The sequence below is a fragment of the Ramlibacter tataouinensis genome (assembly GCF_027941915.1).
In the GTDB taxonomy this organism is placed as follows: Bacteria; Pseudomonadota; Gammaproteobacteria; order Burkholderiales; family Burkholderiaceae_C; genus Ramlibacter; species Ramlibacter tataouinensis_C.
In genome coordinates this window covers 3,275,326-3,296,012 of the sequence record NZ_CP116009.1, presented here as the reverse complement: position 1 = coordinate 3,296,012, position 20,687 = coordinate 3,275,326, and the positions used below count along the sequence as shown (strand labels likewise).

20 protein-coding genes are annotated in these 20,687 nt (G+C 69.2%); 4 read left to right on the top strand and 16 right to left on the bottom strand.

Annotated features, from left to right (window positions below; genetic code table 11):
• The first annotated feature begins 7 nt into the window (after nt 1-7).
• Both PE066_RS15735 and pseI read left to right on the top strand, forming a co-directional pair.
• Nucleotides 8-688, top strand: a complete 681-nt coding sequence (locus PE066_RS15735; protein WP_271233468.1) for a WbqC family protein — start codon at nt 8-10, stop codon at nt 686-688.
• Nucleotides 685-1,728, top strand: coding sequence for a pseudaminic acid synthase (gene pseI, locus PE066_RS15730; protein ID WP_271233467.1), 1,044 nt, complete (start codon nt 685-687; stop codon nt 1,726-1,728). Before PE066_RS15735 ends, pseI begins: the two co-directional genes overlap by 4 nt.
• Before the next feature lie 68 nt (nt 1,729-1,796).
• Here pseI and PE066_RS15725 read toward each other — a convergent pair whose 3' ends face one another.
• From PE066_RS15725 to PE066_RS15705, 5 genes are read right to left on the bottom strand one after another with little or no spacing between them, the layout of a single operon-like run.
• Nucleotides 1,797-3,023 carry a UDP-glycosyltransferase gene (locus PE066_RS15725; RefSeq protein WP_271233466.1) on the bottom strand — a complete coding sequence of 409 codons (1,227 nt, stop codon included), beginning with the start codon at nt 3,021-3,023 and terminating at the stop codon, nt 1,797-1,799.
• Between the two features lie 39 nt (nt 3,024-3,062).
• Complete coding sequence (asnB, locus tag PE066_RS15720) at nt 3,063-4,856, bottom strand: asparagine synthase (glutamine-hydrolyzing) (RefSeq protein WP_271233465.1); 1,794 nt, start codon at nt 4,854-4,856, stop codon at nt 3,063-3,065.
• Nucleotides 4,856-5,410, bottom strand: a complete 555-nt coding sequence (locus PE066_RS15715; protein WP_271233464.1) for a sugar transferase — start codon at nt 5,408-5,410, stop codon at nt 4,856-4,858. Before PE066_RS15715 ends, asnB begins: the two co-directional genes overlap by 1 nt.
• Nucleotides 5,407-6,213, bottom strand: a complete 807-nt coding sequence (locus PE066_RS15710; protein WP_271233463.1) for an aldolase/citrate lyase family protein — start codon at nt 6,211-6,213, stop codon at nt 5,407-5,409. The genes PE066_RS15715 and PE066_RS15710 overlap by 4 nt, the downstream gene beginning before the upstream one ends.
• A gap of 12 nt (nt 6,214-6,225) precedes the next feature.
• Nucleotides 6,226-7,671 carry a lipid II flippase MurJ gene (locus PE066_RS15705; RefSeq protein WP_271233462.1) on the bottom strand — a complete coding sequence of 482 codons (1,446 nt, stop codon included), beginning with the start codon at nt 7,669-7,671 and terminating at the stop codon, nt 6,226-6,228.
• 96 nt (nt 7,672-7,767) lie between these two features.
• On the opposite strand from PE066_RS15705, the gene lysS reads away from it, so the two are divergent.
• Together lysS and PE066_RS15695 are read left to right on the top strand one after the other, a co-directional pair.
• Nucleotides 7,768-9,303 (top strand): lysine--tRNA ligase, encoded by a 1,536-nt coding sequence (gene lysS / locus PE066_RS15700; protein ID WP_271233461.1) that lies wholly within the window; start codon nt 7,768-7,770, stop codon nt 9,301-9,303.
• Entirely contained in the window at nt 9,304-9,726 is a 423-nt protein-coding gene (locus tag PE066_RS15695; RefSeq protein WP_271233460.1) for a hypothetical protein, read from the top strand.
• A gap of 15 nt (nt 9,727-9,741) precedes the next feature.
• Here PE066_RS15695 and nagZ read toward each other — a convergent pair whose 3' ends face one another.
• The 11 genes from nagZ to PE066_RS15640 form a co-directional block, all read right to left on the bottom strand.
• Nucleotides 9,742-10,800, bottom strand: a complete 1,059-nt coding sequence (nagZ, locus tag PE066_RS15690) for a beta-N-acetylhexosaminidase (RefSeq protein ID WP_271233459.1) — start codon at nt 10,798-10,800, stop codon at nt 9,742-9,744.
• Nucleotides 10,797-11,207, bottom strand: coding sequence for a holo-ACP synthase (acpS, locus tag PE066_RS15685; protein WP_271233458.1), 411 nt, complete (start codon nt 11,205-11,207; stop codon nt 10,797-10,799). Before acpS ends, nagZ begins: the two co-directional genes overlap by 4 nt.
• 34 nt (nt 11,208-11,241) lie before the next feature.
• Complete coding sequence (locus PE066_RS15680; RefSeq protein WP_271233457.1) at nt 11,242-11,994, bottom strand: pyridoxine 5'-phosphate synthase; 753 nt, start codon at nt 11,992-11,994, stop codon at nt 11,242-11,244.
• Nucleotides 11,991-12,743: a DNA repair protein RecO gene (gene recO, locus PE066_RS15675; RefSeq protein WP_271233456.1), complete on the bottom strand. Its 753-nt coding sequence runs from the start codon at nt 12,741-12,743 to the stop codon at nt 11,991-11,993. The genes PE066_RS15680 and recO overlap by 4 nt, the downstream gene beginning before the upstream one ends.
• Nucleotides 12,730-13,674: a GTPase Era gene (era, locus tag PE066_RS15670; protein ID WP_271233455.1), complete on the bottom strand. Its 945-nt coding sequence runs from the start codon at nt 13,672-13,674 to the stop codon at nt 12,730-12,732. The genes recO and era overlap by 14 nt, the downstream gene beginning before the upstream one ends.
• Nucleotides 13,671-14,363 (bottom strand): ribonuclease III, encoded by a 693-nt coding sequence (gene rnc, locus PE066_RS15665; protein WP_271233454.1) that lies wholly within the window; start codon nt 14,361-14,363, stop codon nt 13,671-13,673. The genes era and rnc overlap by 4 nt, the downstream gene beginning before the upstream one ends.
• A gap of 7 nt (nt 14,364-14,370) precedes the next feature.
• Complete coding sequence (locus tag PE066_RS15660; RefSeq protein ID WP_271233453.1) at nt 14,371-14,724, bottom strand: DUF4845 domain-containing protein; 354 nt, start codon at nt 14,722-14,724, stop codon at nt 14,371-14,373.
• 23 nt (nt 14,725-14,747) lie between these two features.
• Nucleotides 14,748-15,716, bottom strand: a complete 969-nt coding sequence (gene lepB, locus PE066_RS15655; RefSeq protein ID WP_271233452.1) for a signal peptidase I — start codon at nt 15,714-15,716, stop codon at nt 14,748-14,750.
• Between the two features lie 63 nt (nt 15,717-15,779).
• On the bottom strand, nt 15,780-17,588 hold the full coding sequence (gene lepA / locus PE066_RS15650) for a translation elongation factor 4 (RefSeq protein WP_271233451.1): 1,809 nt from the start codon (nt 17,586-17,588) through the stop codon (nt 15,780-15,782).
• Nucleotides 17,589-18,098: 510 nt separating this feature from the next.
• Nucleotides 18,099-19,586: a DegQ family serine endoprotease gene (locus PE066_RS15645; RefSeq protein WP_271233450.1), complete on the bottom strand. Its 1,488-nt coding sequence runs from the start codon at nt 19,584-19,586 to the stop codon at nt 18,099-18,101.
• A gap of 85 nt (nt 19,587-19,671) precedes the next feature.
• A complete protein-coding gene (locus tag PE066_RS15640; RefSeq protein WP_271233449.1) occupies nt 19,672-20,685 on the bottom strand; it encodes a MucB/RseB C-terminal domain-containing protein in 1,014 nt (337 codons plus the stop codon).
• Nucleotides 20,686-20,687: the final 2 nt, after the last annotated feature.

The window sequence follows — 20,687 nt, the reverse complement described above, 5'->3', positions numbered from 1 at the left end:
CGCGATCATGCAGCCGACCTACCTGCCATGGTCCGGCTATTTCAACCTGATCGATTCAGTTGACGACTTCGTCTTCCTCGACGATGTCCAGTTCGAGCGGCGATCCTGGCAGTCTCGCAACCGTATCCTTGTGCACGGTCGCGAGTACCTCTTGACCGTGCCGGTGGTCAAGGCGCCACGCGAGACTTGCATCTCCGACATCGTCGTGGACGAGAGCAGCGACTGGCGCATACATCACGAGCGCGTGCTGGCATCCGCCTACTGCAAGGCGCCATATGGCGAGGTGGCGCTCAGTGTCGTCCTGCAATGCATCGCGGACCGCCAGTTGCAACGTCTCGCGGACCTCAACATCCGCATCATCGAGGCCGTTTGCGCACTACTGGGGCTCACCGCCAACCTCCATCGCGCAAGCGCCTTCAGGTGCCCCGGCTCGCGTTCCGAACACCTCAGCCTTATTTGCGAGCATCTGGGCACCGACGACTACCTCTCGCCGGCAGGCTCTATGGCTTACCTGGAGCAGGACGCTTTCGCCGCCCGGTACGGGAAGCGCCTGCGTGTGCAGCAATTCACGCCCATGACGTATCGGCAGCTTGGCGCCCCGACGTTCGTCAGCCACCTTTCCATCATCGATGTTCTGGCCCATCTCGGCACCGAGCAGACGCTGCGCTACATCCGGAGTCCCTCATGAAGATCGGTCACCTTGAGGTTGGACGCCATGCGCGGCCATTCGTGATTGCCGAGATGTCCGGCAACCACAATCAGTCGCTCGAACGCGCCCTGTCGATCGTCGATGCCGCTGCCGGCGCCGGGGCCCACGCCATCAAGCTGCAAACGTTCACCGCCGACGCGATGACACTCGACCTGAACGAGGGGGAGTTCTTCATCAGCGACCCGGCTTCGCCGTGGCGCGGCAGCAGCCTGCACGCCTTGTACCAGCAGGCGCAAACGCCTTGGGACTGGCATGCGCCAATCATGAAGCGGGCCCGCGAGCGCGGCATGCTGTGCTTCAGCACACCCTTCGATGAAGCGGGCGTTGAGTTCCTTGAGGATCTCGATGTCCCGGCCTACAAGATCGCTTCGTTCGAGAACATCCACTTGCCGTTGATCGCCAAGGCGGCGGCGACAGGCAAGCCCCTGATCATCTCGACCGGCATGGCGTCGACGGCTGAACTGGCTGAGGCAGTGGCTGCCGCACGGGATTGCGGATGCCGCGACCTTGTGCTGCTCAAGTGCACCAGCACGTACCCGGCAAGCCCAGAGGACAGCAATATCCGCACCATCGGGCATCTGCGTGACCTGTTCGACTGTGAAGTGGGCTTGAGCGACCACACCATGGGCACGGGCGTGGCTGTCGCGTCCGTTGCGCTTGGTGCCACCGTGATCGAAAAGCACTTCACGCTTGCGCGCGCGGATGGGGGCGTCGACAGCACCTTCTCACTAGAACCGTCCGAATTCCGCGCGCTTGTCGAAGAGACCGGCCGCGCTTGGCAAGCGCTCGGGACCATCCGCTATGGCCCGGTCGAGCAAGAATCCGCGTCGCTGGCCTATCGCCGCTCTGTCTACATCGCCCGCGACGTGCGTGCAGGCGAGACGTTCTCGCCCGAAAACCTGCGCATCATCCGGCCGGGTGCGGGCCTTGCTCCGAAATACTGGCATCTGGTGCTTGGCCGCAAGGCGACGCGCGATGCACGCAAAGGCACACCGCTGAGCTGGGACTTGGTCGGGTAAGGATCACCATCGAACGCGGGGCGGCAGACCAGGACGCAGGCAGGCGCCTTGCAAGCCCGCGAATCGTCCTAGGGAGCGAGCAGCGCCAGGATCTCGTCCGTCACCTTCGCTGCCGCCGCACCGACGTGGAAATCGGCCGAATTCACTCTGAAGCCCGAACCGCTCTCGGATAGTGCCCGGCCGAGGTCCTGCATCGAGGTTATCCCCTCGGCCAATCCCATGTCCGCGAAGTTGTACGAAGCCTCCCTTACGGATGGCGCGAACTTCAGACAGAGCACCCGCCGCCCGGCCAATGCAGCCTCCAGCCCCACGGTGCTGGTTTGTACGAGCACGATATCGGAGGCAAGCAACACAGGGTGCAAGGCCTCATGGGACGGTTCGCTCCGGTACAGCCGCTCGCTTGCCGGCATCGCAGGGTACAGGTGCGATTCGCTCGGGTGATACCGCACCATGGCGGCCTCACCCGGGTGGTCATACACCCATTGGGCCAACCATCGCTGGAGTACAGAACCGAAGCCCTGCGCTTGCCATACGGGCGGCGCAGCCCGACTTTCCTCGGCATGGCCAGCGAACAAGATCACCCTTTTGCTTGCCCAACCCAGACGAGCCCGCAGCTCGTCTGCTTGCCGCCGAATGTCAGGCGAACACAGCGTATCGAAGGCAGGGTTGCCGGTAACAGCGAGGCGATGCGCTGGTATACCCGCAGTCGTCAGGGCTTGCTTGACGCGATCGGACAGAACGGTAATGCGGTCAGCGTGAACTGCGCGCCGGCAGTACGGATCCGACGCGTCCAGTGGCAGATCGGTCATGGATAGCGTGGGAATGCCCAGTCGGCGCGCGGCCTCGACCGCTGCTGCCTCAGTGCGCGGCGAGTTTGTGGTTACCACCACGTCGGGGCGCACCTCGCGAACGACTGCCGTCATGAAGTCAAGGGGATGGAAACCGCGCCGGCCGAGCTTGCGGTACTGTCGGGCTGCCGCTTCCTCCCCGAGATCGCGCACCCACTGCGCGTAGTTCACGCCCAGGTACCACTGACTCTCCTCGAGGGACACGTTGGGATGGGTGTTCTCGCCGGCGAGTTTTCGCCCCCAGTCGAGCACTTGCTCGGGCGCGTCGACGAGATGCGCGAAATCCCGGTATCCGAGGGGATGCAGCCCGAGCTGCCGTGCTTTCAGGAAGCCGGTGGTGAGGGCCATGACGACGCAGCCCACGCCGCGGCTTTCCAGCTGCCGGGCCACGGGTTCGATCATGGTGATGTGGCCACCTCCGTAGCCGACCAGCAGAGCCTTCTTCATGAACCTCCAGGTGCCTGCAATGCGTCAGGTGCGCGCATGTCATCCGGCGTGCGCACGGTGCCAAAGCGCCACAGCGGCCAGCGCTCGCAGTTCGCGCGTGTGATTGCCCGCGCCGCTGCGGTGCTCGTCCAGCAGGCGAGCCATCTGCTCGGGCCGGAACAGTCGCTGCAGCAACTCGCTGTCGCGCAACAAGTTCGTCAGCCACGAGTGCAGCTCGCCCCGGAACCACTCCCCCACCGGCACCGTGAACATCTGCTTCTTGCGGTACGCCAGCTCCTCGCCGATCAGCGGCACGACGGCCCGCTTGTACCAGTGCTTCTTGTCTCCCTGGGCCGACAGCTTGGTGCGGCCGCGCGAGCGGAACGCGAACTCCATCAGCTGCCAGTCGAGGAAGGGCGTGCGCGCTTCGATCGACACCGCCATGCCCATGCGATCCGGCTTGATCAGGTTGTTGCCGGACAGCAGCAGTTGCATGTCGAGGTACAGCGCCTGGTTGATGCGGTCGAAGTGCCCGGCCTCGTCCAGCCAGGGCTGCGCGGCCGCCGCGAAGCTGTCGATGCCCTGCAGCTCCCGCGCGACCTCGGGACGGTACAGCGCGAGCTTGGCCTGCGGCCCGAACAGCGAAATCGAATCGAAGTAGGCACGCTGGAAGTCGGCCGTGGGCAGCGCCTCGGCGGCAGGCTCGCCGAAGAAGGCCGCGTACTTGTCGTAGCCGGCAAAGAGCTCGTCGCCGCCATCGCCGGTCAGCACCACCTTGACGTGGCGGGCCGCCAGTTCGCTCACCCGCAGCGTGGGCATGAAGGAGGCGTCGCCGTGCGGCTGGTCCAGGTGGTGCAGCACCAGCGGCCAGCGATCCAGCATGTTCAGCTCGGCCACCTCGCTGGTGTGATCGCAGCCGAAGCGGCGCGCCGCGTCGGCGGCGTAGCCGGATTCGTCGAAGCGCGGGTCGGCAAAGCCGATGCAGAAGGTCCGCACCGGCCGGGCCACATGGCGCGCCATCAGGCCGACGATGGTGCTGGAGTCCACCCCGCCCGACAGGAAGGCGCCCCAGGGCACGTCGGCCCGCAGGCGGATGCGCGTCGCATCGTCCAGCAGCGCCAGGAACTCCTCGGCCCAGGGCTCGAAGGCGTAGTCCTGCTCGCGCTGGTCGGCCAGGCTCCACCAGCGCTGCGTCTGCACCCCACTGCGGGTCAGGCGCATCCAGGTGCCGGGCAGCACGTGCCGCAGGCCCTGCCAGATGGTCCAGGGTGGCGGCACGTAGTTGAAGCTCAGGTAATGGTGCAGCGCCTCCAGGTCCAGCTGCGGCGCAGCCCCGCGCGCGCGCAGCACCGGCAGCAGGGCCTTGGGCTCCGAGGCGAACAGCACCTCGCGCCCGTCGTCGCACCAGTACAGCGGCTTGACGCCGATGCGGTCGCGCGCCAGGTAGACCGCATCCTCGCGCGCGTCGTCGATGGCGATCGCGAACATGCCGTTCAGGCGCCGCAGGAAAGCGATGCCCTCGCGCTCGTACAGGCGCAGCAGCACCTCGGTGTCGGATGCCGTGCGCAGCGCGACGCCCTGCTCGCGCAGCTGCGCCGCCAGCTCCACGTAGTTGAAGATCTCGCCGTTCTGCACCAGCGCGATGCGGCCGTCGTCCGACACGAAGGGCTGGTGGCCGCCGGCCAGGTCGATGATGGACAGGCGCCGGTTGCCCAGCGCCACGCCACGTCCGGCCGGCTGCCACACGCCCTCGTCGTCCGGCCCGCGATGGCGCAGCGACTGCGCCATGGCGGCGACCTGCGCCGGCGGCAGGTCGCGACGGTCACGGCTCCAGTGGCCGAAGATGCCGCACATCAGTTGGCTCCCGCGCCGCCCAGCCGGCGCAGCGTCATCAGCACGATGCGCAGGTCCGCCGCCAGCGAAGGCGCGCGCGCATAGGCCAGGTCGGCCGCCAGCCGCTGCGCCGGGGTCGCCTGCGAGCGCAGCGTGGCCTGCGCCAGGCCGGTGATGCCGGGGCGCACCCGGCAGCGCAGCGCCCAATCCTCCGGGCGGTAATCCTGCGCCTGCGAGGGCAGGTCCGGACGCGGGCCGACCAGGCTCATGTCGCCGCGCAGCACGTTGAGCAGTTGCGGCAGTTCGTCGATGCTGGTGCGGCGCAGGAAGCGGCCCACGCGCGTGATGCGCGGGTCGCCGCTGAGCGTGAATGCCGGGCCGCGCGCCGGCGCGTCCGGCACCATGCTGCGGAACTTCAGCATCGTGAACAGCCGCCCCTGCAGGCCGACGCGCTGCTGGCGGAACAGCACCGGCCGGCCGCTGTCCAGCGCCACCGCCAGCGCCGCCAGCAGCAGCACCGGCCACAGCAGCGCCAGCGCTAGCAGCGACAGCACGATGTCCAGCGCCCGCTTCATGGCTTCGGCGGCAAGGATGCGGCGAGCTGGCGCACCTGTGCGGCGATCCGGAGCGCATCCGCCTGCACCGCCTCGGCCGTGCGATGGGCCAGTTGCGACTCGGCCTCGCGCAGCGCCGCCACCGCCTGCTCGAACGACACGCCGTCGCCATCGCGGTGGAAGGTGCGCGAGAGGATCATCGCCTGCGACCCCAGCCGCAGGTGCTCGGCCAGCACGTCGCGCCCCGGCAGCAGGCCTTCGCCCAGGCGGGCGATGCCGCCGAAGCCGAAACGCAGGCCCTGCACCCGTGCGGCCGCGGCGACCCGGTCGACCAGCCCCAGTGCGAGCGGCTCGAACATGAAGCGCAGCCCGAGCGACATGTGCAGGTCGTTCAGGCCCACGTAGATCTCGTGCAATCCCGGCGTGGCGATCCACTGCGGCAGGGTGTCCAGCGCGCCGCGCGTCTCCAGCAAGGCGACGATGGGCACGCGGCCGGCGACCAGCGCCGCGAAGTCCTGCAGCGCGCCAGCCCCTTCGAACATGGGCAGCATCAGCAGGTCCGGCCGCTGCGCCAGCACCGCTTCAATTTCCTGCGCCGAGCCGGCGTGCAACGGGTTGACGCGCACCATCAGCCGGCTGCGCCGGACGGCCTCGCGCATGCGCGCGACGTCATCCAGGGTGTGCCGGCTGATGAAGGTGTCGCGGCCGGCCTGGCGCTCGGCCTTGCCCAGCCGCTCGAGGTCGACGAACAGCCGCATGCCCTCCAGCGCATCGCAGCGCCGCGCCATGGCCGGGTCGTTGGTGATCTGGATCAGGTCGAGCATGGCGAGCCGGAATTATCGGCGCAGCGCCTGCCTCAGCTCGGCGCTGCGCCAAAGGGTGAGCAGCACGATCGCCAAGGCGGCCAGCGCCGCGGCCAGCAGCTGCAGCGCCGCCGCCGCGCCACCGAAACCCAGCCAGCGATCGAGCAGCAGCACCGCCAGCAGCATCGCACCCGAGCGGGCGAATAGCGCCCAGGGCAACGCGCGCCGCGCCTGCGGCCCGATCGCCAGCAGGCAGGCGAGCGCCACCAGCGCATGGCCGGCATTGAGCACCTGCATCAGCACGAAGCCGTCGGCCACCCCCATCGCGGCCGCTGCCAGCAACAGCAGCAAGGCCGCGGCGTAGGCGGCGACGGCCGGCCGCATGCGCCGCTGCGCCGCCAGCGCCGTCAGCGCCACCGCCGCCAGGGCCTGCGGCAGCAAGCCCCAGCTGCCGGACACGCCCCAGTGCGCCACCTGGGCCAGCGCCTGCGGCTGCATCCGGCCCCAGCCGAACAGCAGCTGGGCCAGAGCCGGCCCGCCGATCACCAGGGCGGCCACGGCGGCGCACGCCAGCGTCCACGCCAGCGCAAAGCCCTGGCGCAAGGGGGCCGCATCCCGCAAGCGGCCGTCAGCGAACGCCTGGGCGATGGACGGAAAGGCCAGCGACGCCACCAGCTGGATGGCCAGCACCAGCGGCAACTCCACCAGCTTCCAGGCGTAGTTGAAGGTGGCCAGCGCGCCTTCGCCCGCCTGCGAGGCGATCGAGCGGGCGGCGAAGGGCAGCGCCAGCGGCAGGCCGGCGGCCAGCATGGCCCAGAGCCACAGCGGTGCGGCCGGAGTCGCCATCGGGGCGGCGGGCGCCGCGGCCGGATGCCGCCAGCGCAGCCAGAGCAGCCGCAGCCCCATGGCGGCCAGCAGGCCCAACCCCAGGGCGGTCACGGCCGACGCCGCCGAGCCGCTGAGGCCGGCGGCGGCAATGGCCCCGATCAGTGCCGCGTTCACCACCAGGTTGGCCCCGTACATGCCGGCGAAATCGCGCTCGTGCTGCAGGCGCGTGACCCACAGCGCCGACAGCAGCGCCGCCGGTACCGCCAGCGCGCTCCACCACAGGGCCTGCGCGGCCAGCGGCTGCAGCGCCGCCGGCACGCCACCGGCCAGCCATGCGGCCAGCGGATGCCGCAGCAGGCCCAGGGCCAGCGTCAGGGCCAGGGCGCCGGCCAGCAGCCCGATCGCCACGCGCCGCTGCAGGGCGGCCACGTGGCCCGGCGCCTGCCCGGCCCAGGCCGGCAGCAGCACGTAGGCCAGCGCGCCGCTGGCCAGCACCGAGGCGATCCAGTCCGGCAGCGTCAGCGCCAGCACGGCCAGGTCGGCCAGCCCGCTGCTGCCGAAGGCCGCCGCCAGCGCCGACTCGCGCACCACCCCCAGCAGCCGGCTGGCCAGCAGCAAAGCCAGGGACAGGGCGCCGGCGCGGAGGAACATGGCTGCGGATTATCCGTAGCGCAGCCATGGCGGCAGCCCGGCAAAACTAAAATCAGCGGTTTGCCCCCAGCGGCAGCCGCCAACCCCGAATCCCCCATGTCCGAATCCCAAACCCCCGCAGCGCCCCCTCTCGACGACAACCAGCTGATCGCCGAGCGGCGCGAGAAACTCAAGGCCCTGCGCGAGGCGCAGCGTGCCGGCGGGGGCGTCGCCTTCCCCAACGACTTCAAGCCGTCCGACCACGCGGCCGCCCTGCACGCGGCGCACGGCGACAAGCCGGCCGAGCAGCTAGAGGCCGAAGGCAGCGTCGCCCGGGTGGCCGGGCGCATGATGCTCAAGCGGGTCATGGGCAAGGCCAGCTTCGCGACGTTGCAGGACGCCAGCGGCCGAATCCAGGTCTATGTCACGCGCGACGCGGTCGGCGAGGAGGCCTACGCCGCCTTCAAGCACTGGGATTTGGGCGACATCCTGGGCGCCGAGGGCAAGGTGTTCAAGACGCGCACCGGCGAGCTCTCGCTGCACGCCACCTCGGTCCGCCTGTTGACCAAGAGCCTGCGGCCGATGCCGGACAAGTTCCACGGCATCGCCGACCAGGAGGTCAAGTACCGCCAGCGCTACGTGGACCTGATGACCGACGAGCAGGCCCGCCAGCGCTTCGTCGCGCGCAGCAAGGCGATCTCGGGCATCCGCGATTTCATGGTGCAGCACGGCTTCCTGGAGGTGGAAACGCCCATGCTCCACCCGATTCCCGGCGGCGCCAACGCGCGGCCGTTCGTGACGCACCACAACGCGCTGGACCAGCAGATGTTCCTGCGCATCGCGCCCGAGCTGTTCCTCAAGCGACTGGTCGTCGGCGGCTTCGAGAGGGTGTTCGAGATCAACCGCAACTTCCGCAACGAAGGCATCTCGGTGCGCCACAACCCCGAGTTCACGATGATGGAGTTCTACGCGGCCTACTGGAACTACCGCGACCTGATGGACTTCACCGAGGCGCTGGTGCGCGACGCGGCGCAGAAGTCGGTCGGCACGCTGCAGCTGGCCTATGCCGGCCGCCCGGTGGACCTGGCCGCGCCGTTCGAGCGCCTGACCATCCGCGAGGCCATCGACAGGCACACCGAAGCCGGCGCCGGTGCGGACGACCGGGCGTGGCTGATCGCGGCGCTGAAGAAGCTGGGCCTGTCGGAGGAGAAGGACCGCCTGTCCGGCCGCTCGCTGGCCAGCCTGCAGGTGCTGTACTTCGAGGAAGCGGTGGAAGACAAGCTCTGGCAGCCGACCTTCATCATGGAACACCCGACCGAGATCTCGCCCCTGGCGCGCGCCAACGACGAGCGGCCCGAGGTCACCGAGCGCTTCGAGCTGTACATCACCGGCCGCGAAATGGCCAACGGCTTCTCCGAGCTGAACGACGCCGAGGACCAGGCCGCGCGCTTCGCCGCCCAGGTCGATGCCAAGGACGCCGGCGACGACGAGGCCATGTTCTTCGACCATGACTTCGTGCGCGCGCTGGAATACGGCATGCCGCCCGCCGGCGGCTGCGGCATCGGCATCGACCGCCTGATGATGCTGCTGACCGACAGCCCCAGCATCCGCGACGTGATCCTGTTCCCGGCGCTGCGGCGCGAAGGCGCGTAGTTGCCGCGGTCGGGCGGCCCCGCCTGCGCGCGGCGCCTGGCACGCTGGCTGGCGGCGGCCCTGCTGGCCTGGACCGTGGTCAGCCTGGGCCTGGCCGCCTGGGACTGGCAGGACCGCTGGGTGACACCCGGCCGCGAGACCCAGCATTTCCTGCACCTGTGGCTGTTCTGGCTGTCGGCGGCCCTGGCGCTGGCCTCGGTGGCGGCCCTGGGCCTTTCCTGCACCGCCTGGAGCGCCCGCTTGCTGTGCCTGGTGCTGGCCCTGGGGCTGGGAGCCGGCAGCTGGGCGCGGCTGGTCGAGCCGGAGCTGCTGCGCGTGCGCGAAACCGCGCTGCACGGCGCGCCCGCCGCGGCCGCGCTGGTCGGGCTGCCGGTGCGGTTCGGCGTACCGCCGACGATCGACGTGATCTCGCTGGAGCGCTGAAAACGGCGGGTGTTGTCAGGGCAGCAGGCGCAGCGCCTGCATGTAGCGCGGCTGCACCATCAGCTCGTCCCACCCCGGCGGCTGGCCGACCGGCAGTAGGGCCAGGCGGCGCTGTTCACTGGCCGCCTCGGATCGCCACTGCCCTTGGGCCTGCGCCTGGCCCAGGCCGTCCAGCAGTTCGTCCACCGCCCGCCCGTCGCCCAGCGACTGGTTGCACAGCAGCACCAGGTCGCAGCCGGCTTCGAGCGCCGCCACGGCCGCTTCGGTGTAGCTGACCAGCCGGCCATCGATGCGGCGCGCCCCTTCCATGCTCAGGTCGTCGCTGAAGACCGCGCCGGCGAAGCCGAGCCGCTCGCGCAGGATTTCCTGCAGCCAGCGGCGCGAGAAGCCGGCCGGCCGGCTGTCCACCTTCGGGTAGATCACGTGGGCCGGCATCAGGCTGGTCAGGGCCATGCTCAGCCAGCCATACGGCGCGGCGTCGTCGGCCAGGATGGCCTTGAGGCTGCGCCGGTCGACCGGCACCTCGGTGTGCGAATCGGCCTTGACGAAGCCGTGGCCGGGAAAGTGCTTGCCGCAGTTGGCCATGCCGGCCTGCAGCAGGCCCAGCATCAGGCTCTGGGCCAGCATCGCGACCACGCGGGCATCGCCGTGGAAGGCGCGGTCGCCGATGACCGCACTGCCACCCCAGTCGAGGTCGAGCACCGGCGTGAAGCTGAAGTCGACGCCGCAGGCGCGCAGTTCTGCCCCCAGCACGTAACCCGCCGCCGTGGCGGCATTGGTGGCGGCCAGCGCGTCGCGCATCCACAGCTCGCCCAAGGCGCGCATCGGCGGCAGGTGGGTGAAGCCGCCGTGGCGGAAGCGCTGCACCCGCCCGCCCTCGTGGTCGACGCAGATCAGGGCGTCGGGGCGCACCGCCTTGATATCGGCACAGAGCTGGGTGAGCTGCTGGTGGTCCTGCCAGTTGCGGGTGAACAGGATCAGGCCGCCGGTGAGCGGGTGTTCGAGGCGGCGGCGGTCGGTGGGCGTGAGTTCGGTGCCGGCGATGTCCAGGATGACGGGGGCGTGCTCGTTCATGCGGTTGATGCTTGTGCTTGCTGTTCCACGACCACGAAGCTGGCGGCGTAGTCGCTCTCGTCGGTCACGCTCAGGTGCGCCTTCAGGCCACGCGCGTCGAACCACTGCTTGAGGGCCCCGTGCAGCACCAGCACCGGCTGGCCGCTGGGCAGCTTGGCGACCTCGCAGTGGCGCCAGGTCATGGGCATGCGCATGCCCAGCCCCACGGCCTTGCTGAACGCCTCCTTGGCCGAGAAGCGGGTAGCGAGGTAGCGCACGCCGCGCTCGGGCCAGCGCGCGCTGCGCGCGTGGAAGGCCTGCAGCTCGCCGTCGGCCAGGATGCGGCGGGCGAAACGCTCGCCGTGGCGCTCGAGCGAAGCGCGGATGCGACGCACGTCGCAGATGTCGGTGCCGATGCCGTAGATCACGCGGCACCCCCGCAGGTCGGGCGCGGCATGGCGTTCAGGAAAACGCCCGCTCGATGCACGCCAGGTATTCGCGCACCGTCGCCGCGTAGCCCAGCTCCAGCGCATCGGCGATCAGGGCATGGCCGATCGAGACCTCCTGCACGCCGGGCACGGCGCGCAGGAAGTCGGTGAGGTTCTCGCGGTTGAGGTCGTGGCCGGCATTGACGCCCAGCCCGGCCTCGTGCGCGGCGCGGGCCGCCTCGGCGAAGCCGCGCAGCACGTCGTCCTGGCGCACCGTGCCCCAGGCCCGCGCGTAGCTCTCGGTGTAGAGCTCGACCCGGTCGGCGCCGACCGCGCGCGCCGCCGCCATCATCTGCGGCTGCGGATCCATGAACAGGCTGACGCGCACCCCGAGCGCGCGCGCCTCCTGCACCAGCGGCCGCAGCCGCTGCGCATCGGCCGGAAAGTCCCAGCCGTGGTCGCTGGTGAACTGGCCCTCGCTGTCGGGCACGAAGGTGCACTGGTGCGGGCGCAGCCGGCGCACGTGCTCCATCAGGTTGTGGAACGGGTTGCCCTCGATGTTGAACTCGGCGCCGGCATGGTGGCCGACCAGCTCGCTCAGGCCGGTGACGTCCTCGCCGCGGATGTGGCGGCCGTCCGGGCGCGGGTGCACGGTGATGCCGTGCGCGCCGGCCTGCAGGCAGATCGAGGCGGCCCGGGTGACGCTGGGAATGCCCAGGTGGCGGGTGTTGCGCACCAGCGCGACCTTGTTCAGGTTGACGGACAGGGCCGTGCGGTTCGAATTCATAGCGATTGGAGGTCGATCAGCAGCTGGCGCGTGCGCAGCGTGGCGACGCCGCAATGGTAGTGCAGCAACTGGCGCAACTGAGGCTTGAGTCCGGGCAGGTCCGCGGCCGCCTGCAGCGTGGCGGTGAACGGCGCCGGGTCGTCCAGCGCCGCCTGCAGCGCCTGCCACTGCTCGCCGGCCAGGCTGGCGCGCTCGCCTTCGGGCGCCGCCACCAGCCCGCCCTCGGGCTGCAAGCCATAACGCGCCTGCGGCTGCAGCGGCTCCAGCGTCAGCGTCTGCAGGCGCAGGGCCGGCAGCAGTCCGGCCTCGCGCAGCAGCAGCAGTTCGAACGCGCGCAGGGCCGGCTCCAGTGCCTCGGCGTGCCCGGAGGCCAGCACCCGCACCGCCGCGGCATAGGCATCGAACAGCCGGGGATGCGGGTCATCGCGGGCCAGCAGGCGCAGCAGCAGTTCGTTGAGGTAATAGCCGGACAGCAGGGCATCGCCGGTGGGCATCACTTGCCCGCCCACCCATTCGGCCGACCGGAGGGTGCGGATCTCGGCGTCGCCGCCGAACGCCAGCCGCAGCGGCTGCAGCGGCAGCAGCACCGGGCGGAAGCTGGAACTGGGCCGCTTGGCGCCCTTGGCGACCAGCGCCAGCCGGCCGAGCCGGCGCGTGAACACCTCCAGGATCAGGCTGGACTCGCTCCAGTCGTAGCGGTGCAGGACGAAGGCGGGTTCGTCCGAGATGCGGTGGCTACTCGTAGCCAAAGCTGCGCACCCGTGCCTCGTCGTCGGCCCAGCCGGTGCGCACCTTCACCCACAGCTCGATGAAGACCTTGGCGCCCAGCAGCTTCTCCAGCTCCTGCCGCGTCTCCGTGCCGATGCGCTTGAGCCGCTCGCCCTTGTCGCCGATCACCATGGCCTTGTGGCTGTCGCGCTCGACGACGATGGTGGCGGCGATGCGCACGAAGCGGCCATGCTGCGGGCTGGGCTCCTCCTCGAACTTCTCGACCACCACGGTGGAGGTGTAGGGCAGTTCGTCGCCGGTCAGCCGGAACAACTTCTCGCGCACGGTCTCGCCGGCCAGGAAGCGCTCGCTGCGGTCGGTGAGCTCGTCCTCGGCATGCCACCAGGGCTGCTGCGGCAGGTACTTGCCGCAGATGGTGAACAGACGCTCGATGTCCTTCGGGTTCTTGGCCGACATCGGGACGAACTCGGCGAACGGATGGCGCTCTTGCATGTCGCGCAGCCAGGGCGCCAGCTCGCCGCGCCGGTGCACCGTATCGAGCTTGTTGGCCACCAGCACGGCCGGCACCCCGGGCTTGAGCAGCGACAGCACCTTGGCATCGGCCAGGGTGAAGCGCCCGGCCTCGACCACGAACAGCACGAGGTCGACGTCGCCAATCGCCCCCAGCACGGTCTTGTTCAGCGAGCGGTTGAGCGCCGTGGCGTGCCGGGTCTGGAAGCCGGGGGTATCGACGAAGACGAACTGGCTGTCGCCGCGCGTGCGGATGCCGGTGATGCGGTGGCGCGTGGTCTGGGCCTTGCGCGAGGTGATGCTGATCTTCTGCCCCACCAGCGCATTGAGCAGGGTGGACTTGCCCACGTTGGGCTTGCCGACGATGGCGACCAGGCCGCAGCGCTGGCCCGCGGCGTCCGGCGCCGGTGCCGGCTCTTGAGGGTCGGAATTAGGGTTCATTTCATTCTGGCCTTGAGCGCCAGCAGCATGGCCGCCGCCGCCGCCTGCTCGCCGGCACGGCGCGAGCTGCCGATGCCGCGCTCGCTCACGCCCAGCTCCGGAACGTCGCACTCGATGTCGAAGGTCTGCTTGTGGGCGGCGCCTAGCACGCCGGCCACACGGTACACCGGTAGCTTCATCTTGCGGGCCTGCAGCCACTCCTGCAACTCGGTCTTGGGGTCCTTGGCCGCGGCCTGCATGCCGGGGGTGATCTTCACGTCGCGGAACAGCCGCTGCACCACGGTTTCGGCGACGGCGTAGCCGGCATCCAGGTGGACGGCGCCGATCACCGCCTCCAGCGCATCGGCGAGGATCGACGGCCGGCGGTGCCCGCCCGAGCGGGCTTCGCCCTCGCCCAGGCGCAGCAGGTCCGGCAGGCCCAGCTCGACCGCGAGCTGGTGCAGCGTGTCCTGCTTGACGAGGTTGGCGCGCACGCGGGAGAGGTCACCCTCGGCCAGGCTGCCGAGCTGCTCGAACAGCATCGACGAGACCGCCAGACCGAGGACCGCGTCGCCGAGGAATTCGAGCCGCTCGTTGTGCTCGGAAGAGAAGCTGCGGTGCGTCAGCGCCCGCTGCAGCAGCCGCGGCTGCGCGAACCGGTGCTGCAGCCGCGACTGCAGGGCACCGAAGCCGGCTGCATCACCATCCACGCCGTTCCTACTTGGTCGTGTGCGCGTACTTGAGCATCAGGTACGCGGGGCCGAACATGTGGATTTCCTTGTTGTAGGCGACCTTCACCACATTGCGGTCGTTGGCGCGGGTGATCTCCAGGTCCTTGGGGCCCACCGACTTGATGTCGTCGATCTGCGCGGCCTTCTCGAACGCCACGCGCACCTCGGCCGGGCTGCCGGCGTCCTTGGATTTCTCGATCGCCTTGACCACCGCCTGGAACTCGATCATGGTCGGCACCGCCTGTGCCACCAGCACGCCGGCCCCGGCCAGCACGGCGATGACGACGACCAGGCCGATGAACGAGATGCCGGCCTGGCGGGCCATGGAACTGTTCTTCATGTGTACCCCCTCGCGAAACGCTCTTATTCGAAGGACCCGATCCGCTTGATGTCGCCGAAATTCATCCAGATGAAGAATGCCTTGCCGACGATGTTGCGCTCGGGCACGAAGCCCCAGTAGCGCGAATCGAGCGAATTATCCCGGTTGTCCCCCATCATGAAATAGTGGCCGGGCGGCACCTTGCAGACGACGCCCTCGACACTGTAGCGGCAATTTTCGCGGTGCGGATAGTCCTCCGCACCCGGCACGAACGCCGGGCGGTCGTCGTCGTTCAGGATCCGGTAGGTCCGCCCGTCCATCGTCTCGGCGAACTGGCGCGAGTAGCGCATGGCGTCTTCCTCGAAGAAGTCCGCCAGCGCCTGCCGGGGCACCGGCTGGCCGTTGACGGTCAGCCGCTTGTTCAGGTAGGCCACCTCGTCGCCCGGCACGCCGATCACGCGCTTGATGTAGTCCAGGCTCGGCTTGGGCGGGTAGCGGAACACCATCACGTCGCCGCGCGCCGGCGCCGTGCCCTCGGTGATCCGGGTGTTCAGCACCGGCAGGCGCAGCCCGTAGGTGAACTTGTTCACCAGGATCAGGTCGCCCACCAGCAGGGTGGGGATCATCGAGCCGGAGGGAATCTTGAACGGCTCGAACAGGAAGGACCGCAGTACGAAAACGGCCAGGATCACCGGGAACAGGCCGGCCGTCCAGTCCAGCCACCAGGGCTGCATCAGCAGCTTCTGGCGGGCCTGGGCGATGTCGGGGCCGTCGACCTGGCTGATGCCCTGGGCGGCCAACTGGGCGCGGCGTTCGCCGGCTTGTTGCGCCATCGTTTCGGCGGCGCGGCGGCGGCGCGGCAGGAACACCAGGCGCTCGGCGACCCAGTACAGACCGGTGACCACGGTGGCCAGGAACAGCAGCAGCGCGAAGTTGCCCTCGACGATGCCCAGGTACCAGGCCAGTGCGTAGCCGGCGAATCCCGCGAGGACCGCGGCGGTCAGGAGCGGCATCGGGTCAGGCCTTCCTGCGGGCCGCCCACGCGCAGGCCGCGAAGCGTTGTCGGCGTGCCGGGCTCATTCCTCGACCTGCAGGATGGCGAGGAAGGCTTCCTGGGGGACTTCGACCGAGCCGATCTGCTTCATTCTCTTCTTGCCTGCCTTCTGTTTTTCGAGGAGCTTGCGCTTGCGGCTGATGTCGCCGCCGTAGCATTTTGCCAGCACGTTCTTGCGCAGCGCCTTGACCGTCTCGCGGGCGATGATGTTGGCGCCGATGGCGGCCTGGATCGCCACGTCGAACATCTGCCGGCTGATGATCTCGCGCATCTTGGCCACCACCGCCCGCCCGCGGAACTGGGCCTGGGTGCGGTGGACGATGATGGACAACGCATCGATGCGGTCGCCGTTGAGCAGGATGTCCACCTTCACCACGTCGGACGGCCGGTACTCCTTGAACTCGTAGTCCATGCTGGCGTAGCCGCGGCTGACCGACTTGAGCTTGTCGAAGAAGTCCAGCACGATCTCGCCGAGCGGCATCTCGTAGGTGAGCATGACCTGGCGGCCGTGGTAGGCCATGTTGATCTGCACGCCGCGCTTCTGGTTGGCCAGCGTCATCACCGGGCCGACGTACTCCTGTGGCATGTACAGGTGCACGGTGACGATGGGCTCGCGGATCTCCTGGATGCGGGCCTGGTCCGGCATCCGGGACGGGTTCTCCACCATGATGACCTCGCCATCGCCCTTGACCACCTCGTAGACGACGCTGGGCGCCGTGGTGATCAGGTCCTGGTCGAACTCGCGCTCCAGCCGCTCCTGCACGATCTCCATGTGCAGCAGGCCGAGGAAGCCGCAGCGGAAACCAAACCCCAGCGCCTGGCTGACCTCCGGCTCGTACTGCAGCGAGGCGTCGTTGAGCTTGAGCTTTTCCAGCGCGTCGCGCAGGCTGTCGTACTCGCTCGCCTCGGTCGGGTACAGGCCGGCGAACACCTGCGGCTGGATCTCCTTGAAGCCGGGCAGCGGCTCGGTGGCGCTGCCGGCGTTGTTGGGCAGCTTCTTTTCCAGGGTGACGGTGTCGCCGACCTTGGCCGCCTGCAACTCCTTGATGCCGGCGATGATGTAGCCGACCTCACCGGCCTCCAGGGTGTCGCGCGGCTGGTTGGCCGGCGTGAACACGCCCAGGCTGCCGGCCTCGTAGGCGGCGCCGGTGGCCATCAGCTTGATGCGCTCGTTCTTCTTCAGGCTGCCGTCGACCACCCGCACCAGCATCACCACGCCGACGTAGCTGTCGAACCAGCTGTCGATGATCATGGCGCGCAGCGGCGCGTCGGGGTTGCCGCGCGGCGCCGGCACCTTGGCGACGATCGCCTCCAGGATCTCGTCGATGCCCATGCCGGTCTTGGCCGAGCAGGGAATGGCTTCGGAGGCGTCGATGCCGATCACGTCCTCCACTTCCGCCTTGGCCTGGTCGGGATCGGCCTGCGGCAGGTCCATCTTGTTCAGCACCGGCAGCACCTCGACGCCGAGGTCCAGCGCGGTGTAGCAGTTCGCCACGGTCTGCGCTTCGACGCCCTGGCTGGCATCGACCACCAGCAGTGCGCCTTCGCATGCCGACAGCGAGCGGCTCACCTCGTACGAGAAGTCGACGTGGCCCGGCGTGTCGATCAGATTGAGGTTGTAGACCCGCCCGTCGCGGGCCGTGTAGCGCAGCGCGGCGGTCTGCGCCTTGATGGTTATCCCACGCTCCCTCTCGAGCGCCATCGAGTCCAGCACCTGCTCTTCCATCTCCCGGTCGGACAGCCCGCCACAACGCTGGATCAGGCGGTCGGCGAGCGTCGATTTGCCATGATCGATGTGCGCAATGATCGAGAAATTTCTGATGTGATTCATCAAGGGAAGCGCTTAAGTGCTTGATTCGCTTGGAGCGAAGGCAAGAAAAAAGGGCGCGCCGCCTGGCGACGCGCCCTGAACCAACAATCTATGGCAACTGCGATGGTTGGAGCTTCATTGTAGGCAAAAAGCCCCGGCCGTACAGCCCGGGCATGGCCACCACAGCCTCGTTGCAGCCCAGCAACATGCAATTCATCCACAGCTTATCAACAGTTTGGGAGGAGGCTCGGCAGGACAACTTGTGGGCGGCCTGTGGATCAGCCGGGGACCTCCGGTGCACATCCCGCATCGTGGTTTCAGCGCCGCTCCATATGCATGAAAGGCGCGTCCGCCAGCGTGGATTCTATCCAAATCGCCGCTACCTCCTTTGATAAGTTAGCGAGCGCAAACATCTATTTGCAAATGCCGGTCACAAATTTCTTTGGAAGCGGTGCAACAACCCCGCGCGAAGGCGTGAAAAAACCCCAATCCCGACTGAGGGTTTGGGGTTTCTTCCGGAAAGCCGGCCGATCAGCGGGCCGGCCGGATCAGCAGGTAGGTGGCGAGCTCACCGCGGCGCAGCAGCACCGGGATCGGCTTGTTGCGGTCGGCCTTGGCCAGCGCGGCGTCGAATTCCCGCACGTTGCCCACTTCGGCATTGCCGATCTGCAGGATCACGTCGCCCTCGCGGATGCCGGCACGCGCCGCCGCCTCGGCGGCCTGCTCCACGCGCACGCCGCCCTTGACGTTCAGCTCCTTCTTCTGTGCGTCGCTCAGGTCGCTGACCGCCAGCCCCAGCGACTGGGCCGCCGGCGAAGCGGAGCCGCGCGGACGCTCGTCGGCGCCCTGGGCGCGCCGCGCCGGCCGCTCCGGCTCGAACTCGGCGACCTGCACCGCCAGGTCGCGCGAGCCGCCGCGGCGGAACACGGTCATGTTGGCGCGCGTGCCGGGCTTGGTGTTGCCGACCAGCCGCGGCAGGTCGGTGGCGCGCTCGATCGCCTGGCCGGCGAAGCGGGTGATGATGTCGCCCGCCTCGAGGCCGGCCTTCTCGGCCGGCCCGCCCGGCTCGACGCTGCGCACCAGCGCGCCCTGCGGCTTGCCCAGGCCGATGGACTCGGCGACTTCCTTGGTGACCTGGTCGATCTGCACGCCGATGCGTCCGCGCGTCACGCGCCCGCTGGTGCGCAACTGCTCGGCCACGCGCATGGCCTCGTCCATCGGAATGGCGAACGAGATGCCCATGAAGCCGCCCGAGCGCGAGTAGATCTGGCTGTTGATGCCCACCACCTCGCCGCGCAGGTTGACCAGCGGCCCGCCGGAGTTGCCGGGGTTGATCGCCACGTCGGTCTGGATGAACGGCAGGTAGTCGCCGGTGTCGCGCGCCTTGGCGCTGACGATGCCGGCGGTGACGGTGTTTTCCAGCCCGAACGGCGAGCCGATCGCCATCACCCATTCGCCGACCTTGAGCCGGCCGACGTCACCCACCTTCACGAAGGGCAGGCCGCTGGCCTCGATCTTCACCACGGCGACGTCGGTGCGCTTGTCGGTGCCGACGATCTTTGCCTTGAACTCCCGCTTGTCGGCCAGCGTGACCAGCACCTCGTCGGCGCCTTCGACCACGTGCGCATTGGTCATCACCAGGCCGTCGGCGCTGAGGATGAAGCCGGAGCCGACGCCGCGCGGCTGTTCCTGGCCGGGGCCGCCGCCGCGCGGGCCGCGCGGAACGTTGGGGATGTTGGGCAGCGGCGTGCCGAAGAAGCGCCGGAAGAATTCCTGCATCTCCTCGTCCATCTGGCCCTGCTCCTGGGGCGAATTGCGCACCCGCTCGATGGTGCGGATGTTGACCACCGCCGGCCCGACCTGCTCGACCAGGTCGGTGAAGTCGGGCAGCCCGGTGCGCGGCTGCGGGGCCGACTGCGCCAGCACGGGCGGCGGCGGCAGCAGCAGGGCGGCGGCCACCAGGGCCAGCGCGCACGCCAGCGCCTGGCTGCGCAGCTTGTTCCAATCGATGCGGACCATGTGAACCTCTTTTCTCGACAGGCAAATTCCGATCCGGGCAGCAAGCCCGGGTTCCCTTCCGATGATCCGGCCGCGGCGCGCGCGTTCAGCGGCGCCGCTCGATGCCCTGCGCGAACGCCCTGAGGGTCTGCGCCGGCACCTCGCCCACCACCGTCACCCACCAGTGCTCCATGTGCCGGGTCAGGGTCTGCGTCGCGCCGCTGGCCATCAGGCCTTCCTGCTGGTGGCGCTCGCGGTCATAGGGCTCGATGAAGAGCGAGACGGCGGCCAGGCCGTCGGAAAAGATCCATTGCAGGCTGCCGCCGGCAGCAGGCCGCTTGTAGCAATTCATGGGCTTGAAGCCCGGCACCGCCGCCTTCAGCGCCCAGCCCTCGCTGGCCGCGTCGGTCTTCACGGCCTGGGTGCGCTCCACCCGCCAGCCGGGCGGCGGCTGCATCATGCGGGCGATCTTGTCGGCCCGCACCGGGACGTCGAGCTGCAGCTCGGAGAAGGCGGCCTGCTCCAGCACACGGCCCTGGTCATCCAGCGTCTGCAGCTTGATGACCAGCCCGGAGCGCTTTTCGCTCCACACGCGATAACCGAAGCGCAGGTGGTCGCGGGGCGCCAGCTGCACCACGTCGGCGTCAAACCCCGCGACCCGGTCCGAGCCGGTGCGGCGCGCGGTGTAGAACTCCGGAATCGAGGTGTCGGACGAGCGCAGCAGGTTGGGGAACAGGCCCATGGCCTCGCGCTTTTCCGCGCGCACCAGCCGGTCCTCGGGCAGGAAGGTGAGGACCTCCTCGTTGCGGCGGTAGGTGGAGCGGGGCACGCCGGTCAGCACGTCCACCTTCTCCACCTGCTGGGTGGGGTGGCCGGCGTGCCAGATGCGCGCGCTCGACAGCGCGCCGCCGCTGGAGGACACGACGAAGGTGCCGATGTAGCTGCGCTCGCGCGACGCCTCCTGCATGCGCATCAGCCATTCGTTGACGCCGCGTTCCGCCTGCGGGCCGGCCGCTGCGACGGGCTGCTGGGCTGCCGCGACGCCCAGGGTTCCGATGGCCCACAGTGCCAGCAGGCAGCGGCTGGCGGCGGTGCGCAGCGGCAGCAACGTCATCGACATGG

Excerpts from the sequence above, each read along its gene's own strand:
- PE066_RS15735 (WP_271233468.1), top strand. The coding sequence starts at position 8 with ATGCAGCCGACCTACCTGCCATGGTCCGGCTATTTCAACCTGATCGAT.
- pseI (WP_271233467.1), top strand. The coding sequence starts at position 685 with ATGAAGATCGGTCACCTTGAGGTTGGACGCCATGCGCGGCCATTCGTG.
- PE066_RS15725 (WP_271233466.1), bottom strand. The coding sequence starts at position 3,023 with ATGAAGAAGGCTCTGCTGGTCGGCTACGGAGGTGGCCACATCACCATG.
- asnB (WP_271233465.1), bottom strand. The coding sequence starts at position 4,856 with ATGTGCGGCATCTTCGGCCACTGGAGCCGTGACCGTCGCGACCTGCCG.
- PE066_RS15715 (WP_271233464.1), bottom strand. The coding sequence starts at position 5,410 with ATGAAGCGGGCGCTGGACATCGTGCTGTCGCTGCTAGCGCTGGCGCTG.
- PE066_RS15710 (WP_271233463.1), bottom strand. The coding sequence starts at position 6,213 with ATGCTCGACCTGATCCAGATCACCAACGACCCGGCCATGGCGCGGCGC.
- PE066_RS15705 (WP_271233462.1), bottom strand. The coding sequence starts at position 7,671 with ATGTTCCTCCGCGCCGGCGCCCTGTCCCTGGCTTTGCTGCTGGCCAGC.
- lysS (WP_271233461.1), top strand. The coding sequence starts at position 7,768 with ATGTCCGAATCCCAAACCCCCGCAGCGCCCCCTCTCGACGACAACCAG.
- nagZ (WP_271233459.1), bottom strand. The coding sequence starts at position 10,800 with ATGAACGAGCACGCCCCCGTCATCCTGGACATCGCCGGCACCGAACTC.
- PE066_RS15680 (WP_271233457.1), bottom strand. The coding sequence starts at position 11,994 with ATGAATTCGAACCGCACGGCCCTGTCCGTCAACCTGAACAAGGTCGCG.
- era (WP_271233455.1), bottom strand. The coding sequence starts at position 13,674 with ATGAACCCTAATTCCGACCCTCAAGAGCCGGCACCGGCGCCGGACGCC.
- PE066_RS15660 (WP_271233453.1), bottom strand. The coding sequence starts at position 14,724 with ATGAAGAACAGTTCCATGGCCCGCCAGGCCGGCATCTCGTTCATCGGC.
- lepB (WP_271233452.1), bottom strand. The coding sequence starts at position 15,716 with ATGCCGCTCCTGACCGCCGCGGTCCTCGCGGGATTCGCCGGCTACGCA.
- lepA (WP_271233451.1), bottom strand. The coding sequence starts at position 17,588 with ATGAATCACATCAGAAATTTCTCGATCATTGCGCACATCGATCATGGC.
- PE066_RS15645 (WP_271233450.1), bottom strand. The coding sequence starts at position 19,586 with ATGGTCCGCATCGATTGGAACAAGCTGCGCAGCCAGGCGCTGGCGTGC.
- PE066_RS15640 (WP_271233449.1), bottom strand. The coding sequence starts at position 20,685 with ATGTCGATGACGTTGCTGCCGCTGCGCACCGCCGCCAGCCGCTGCCTG.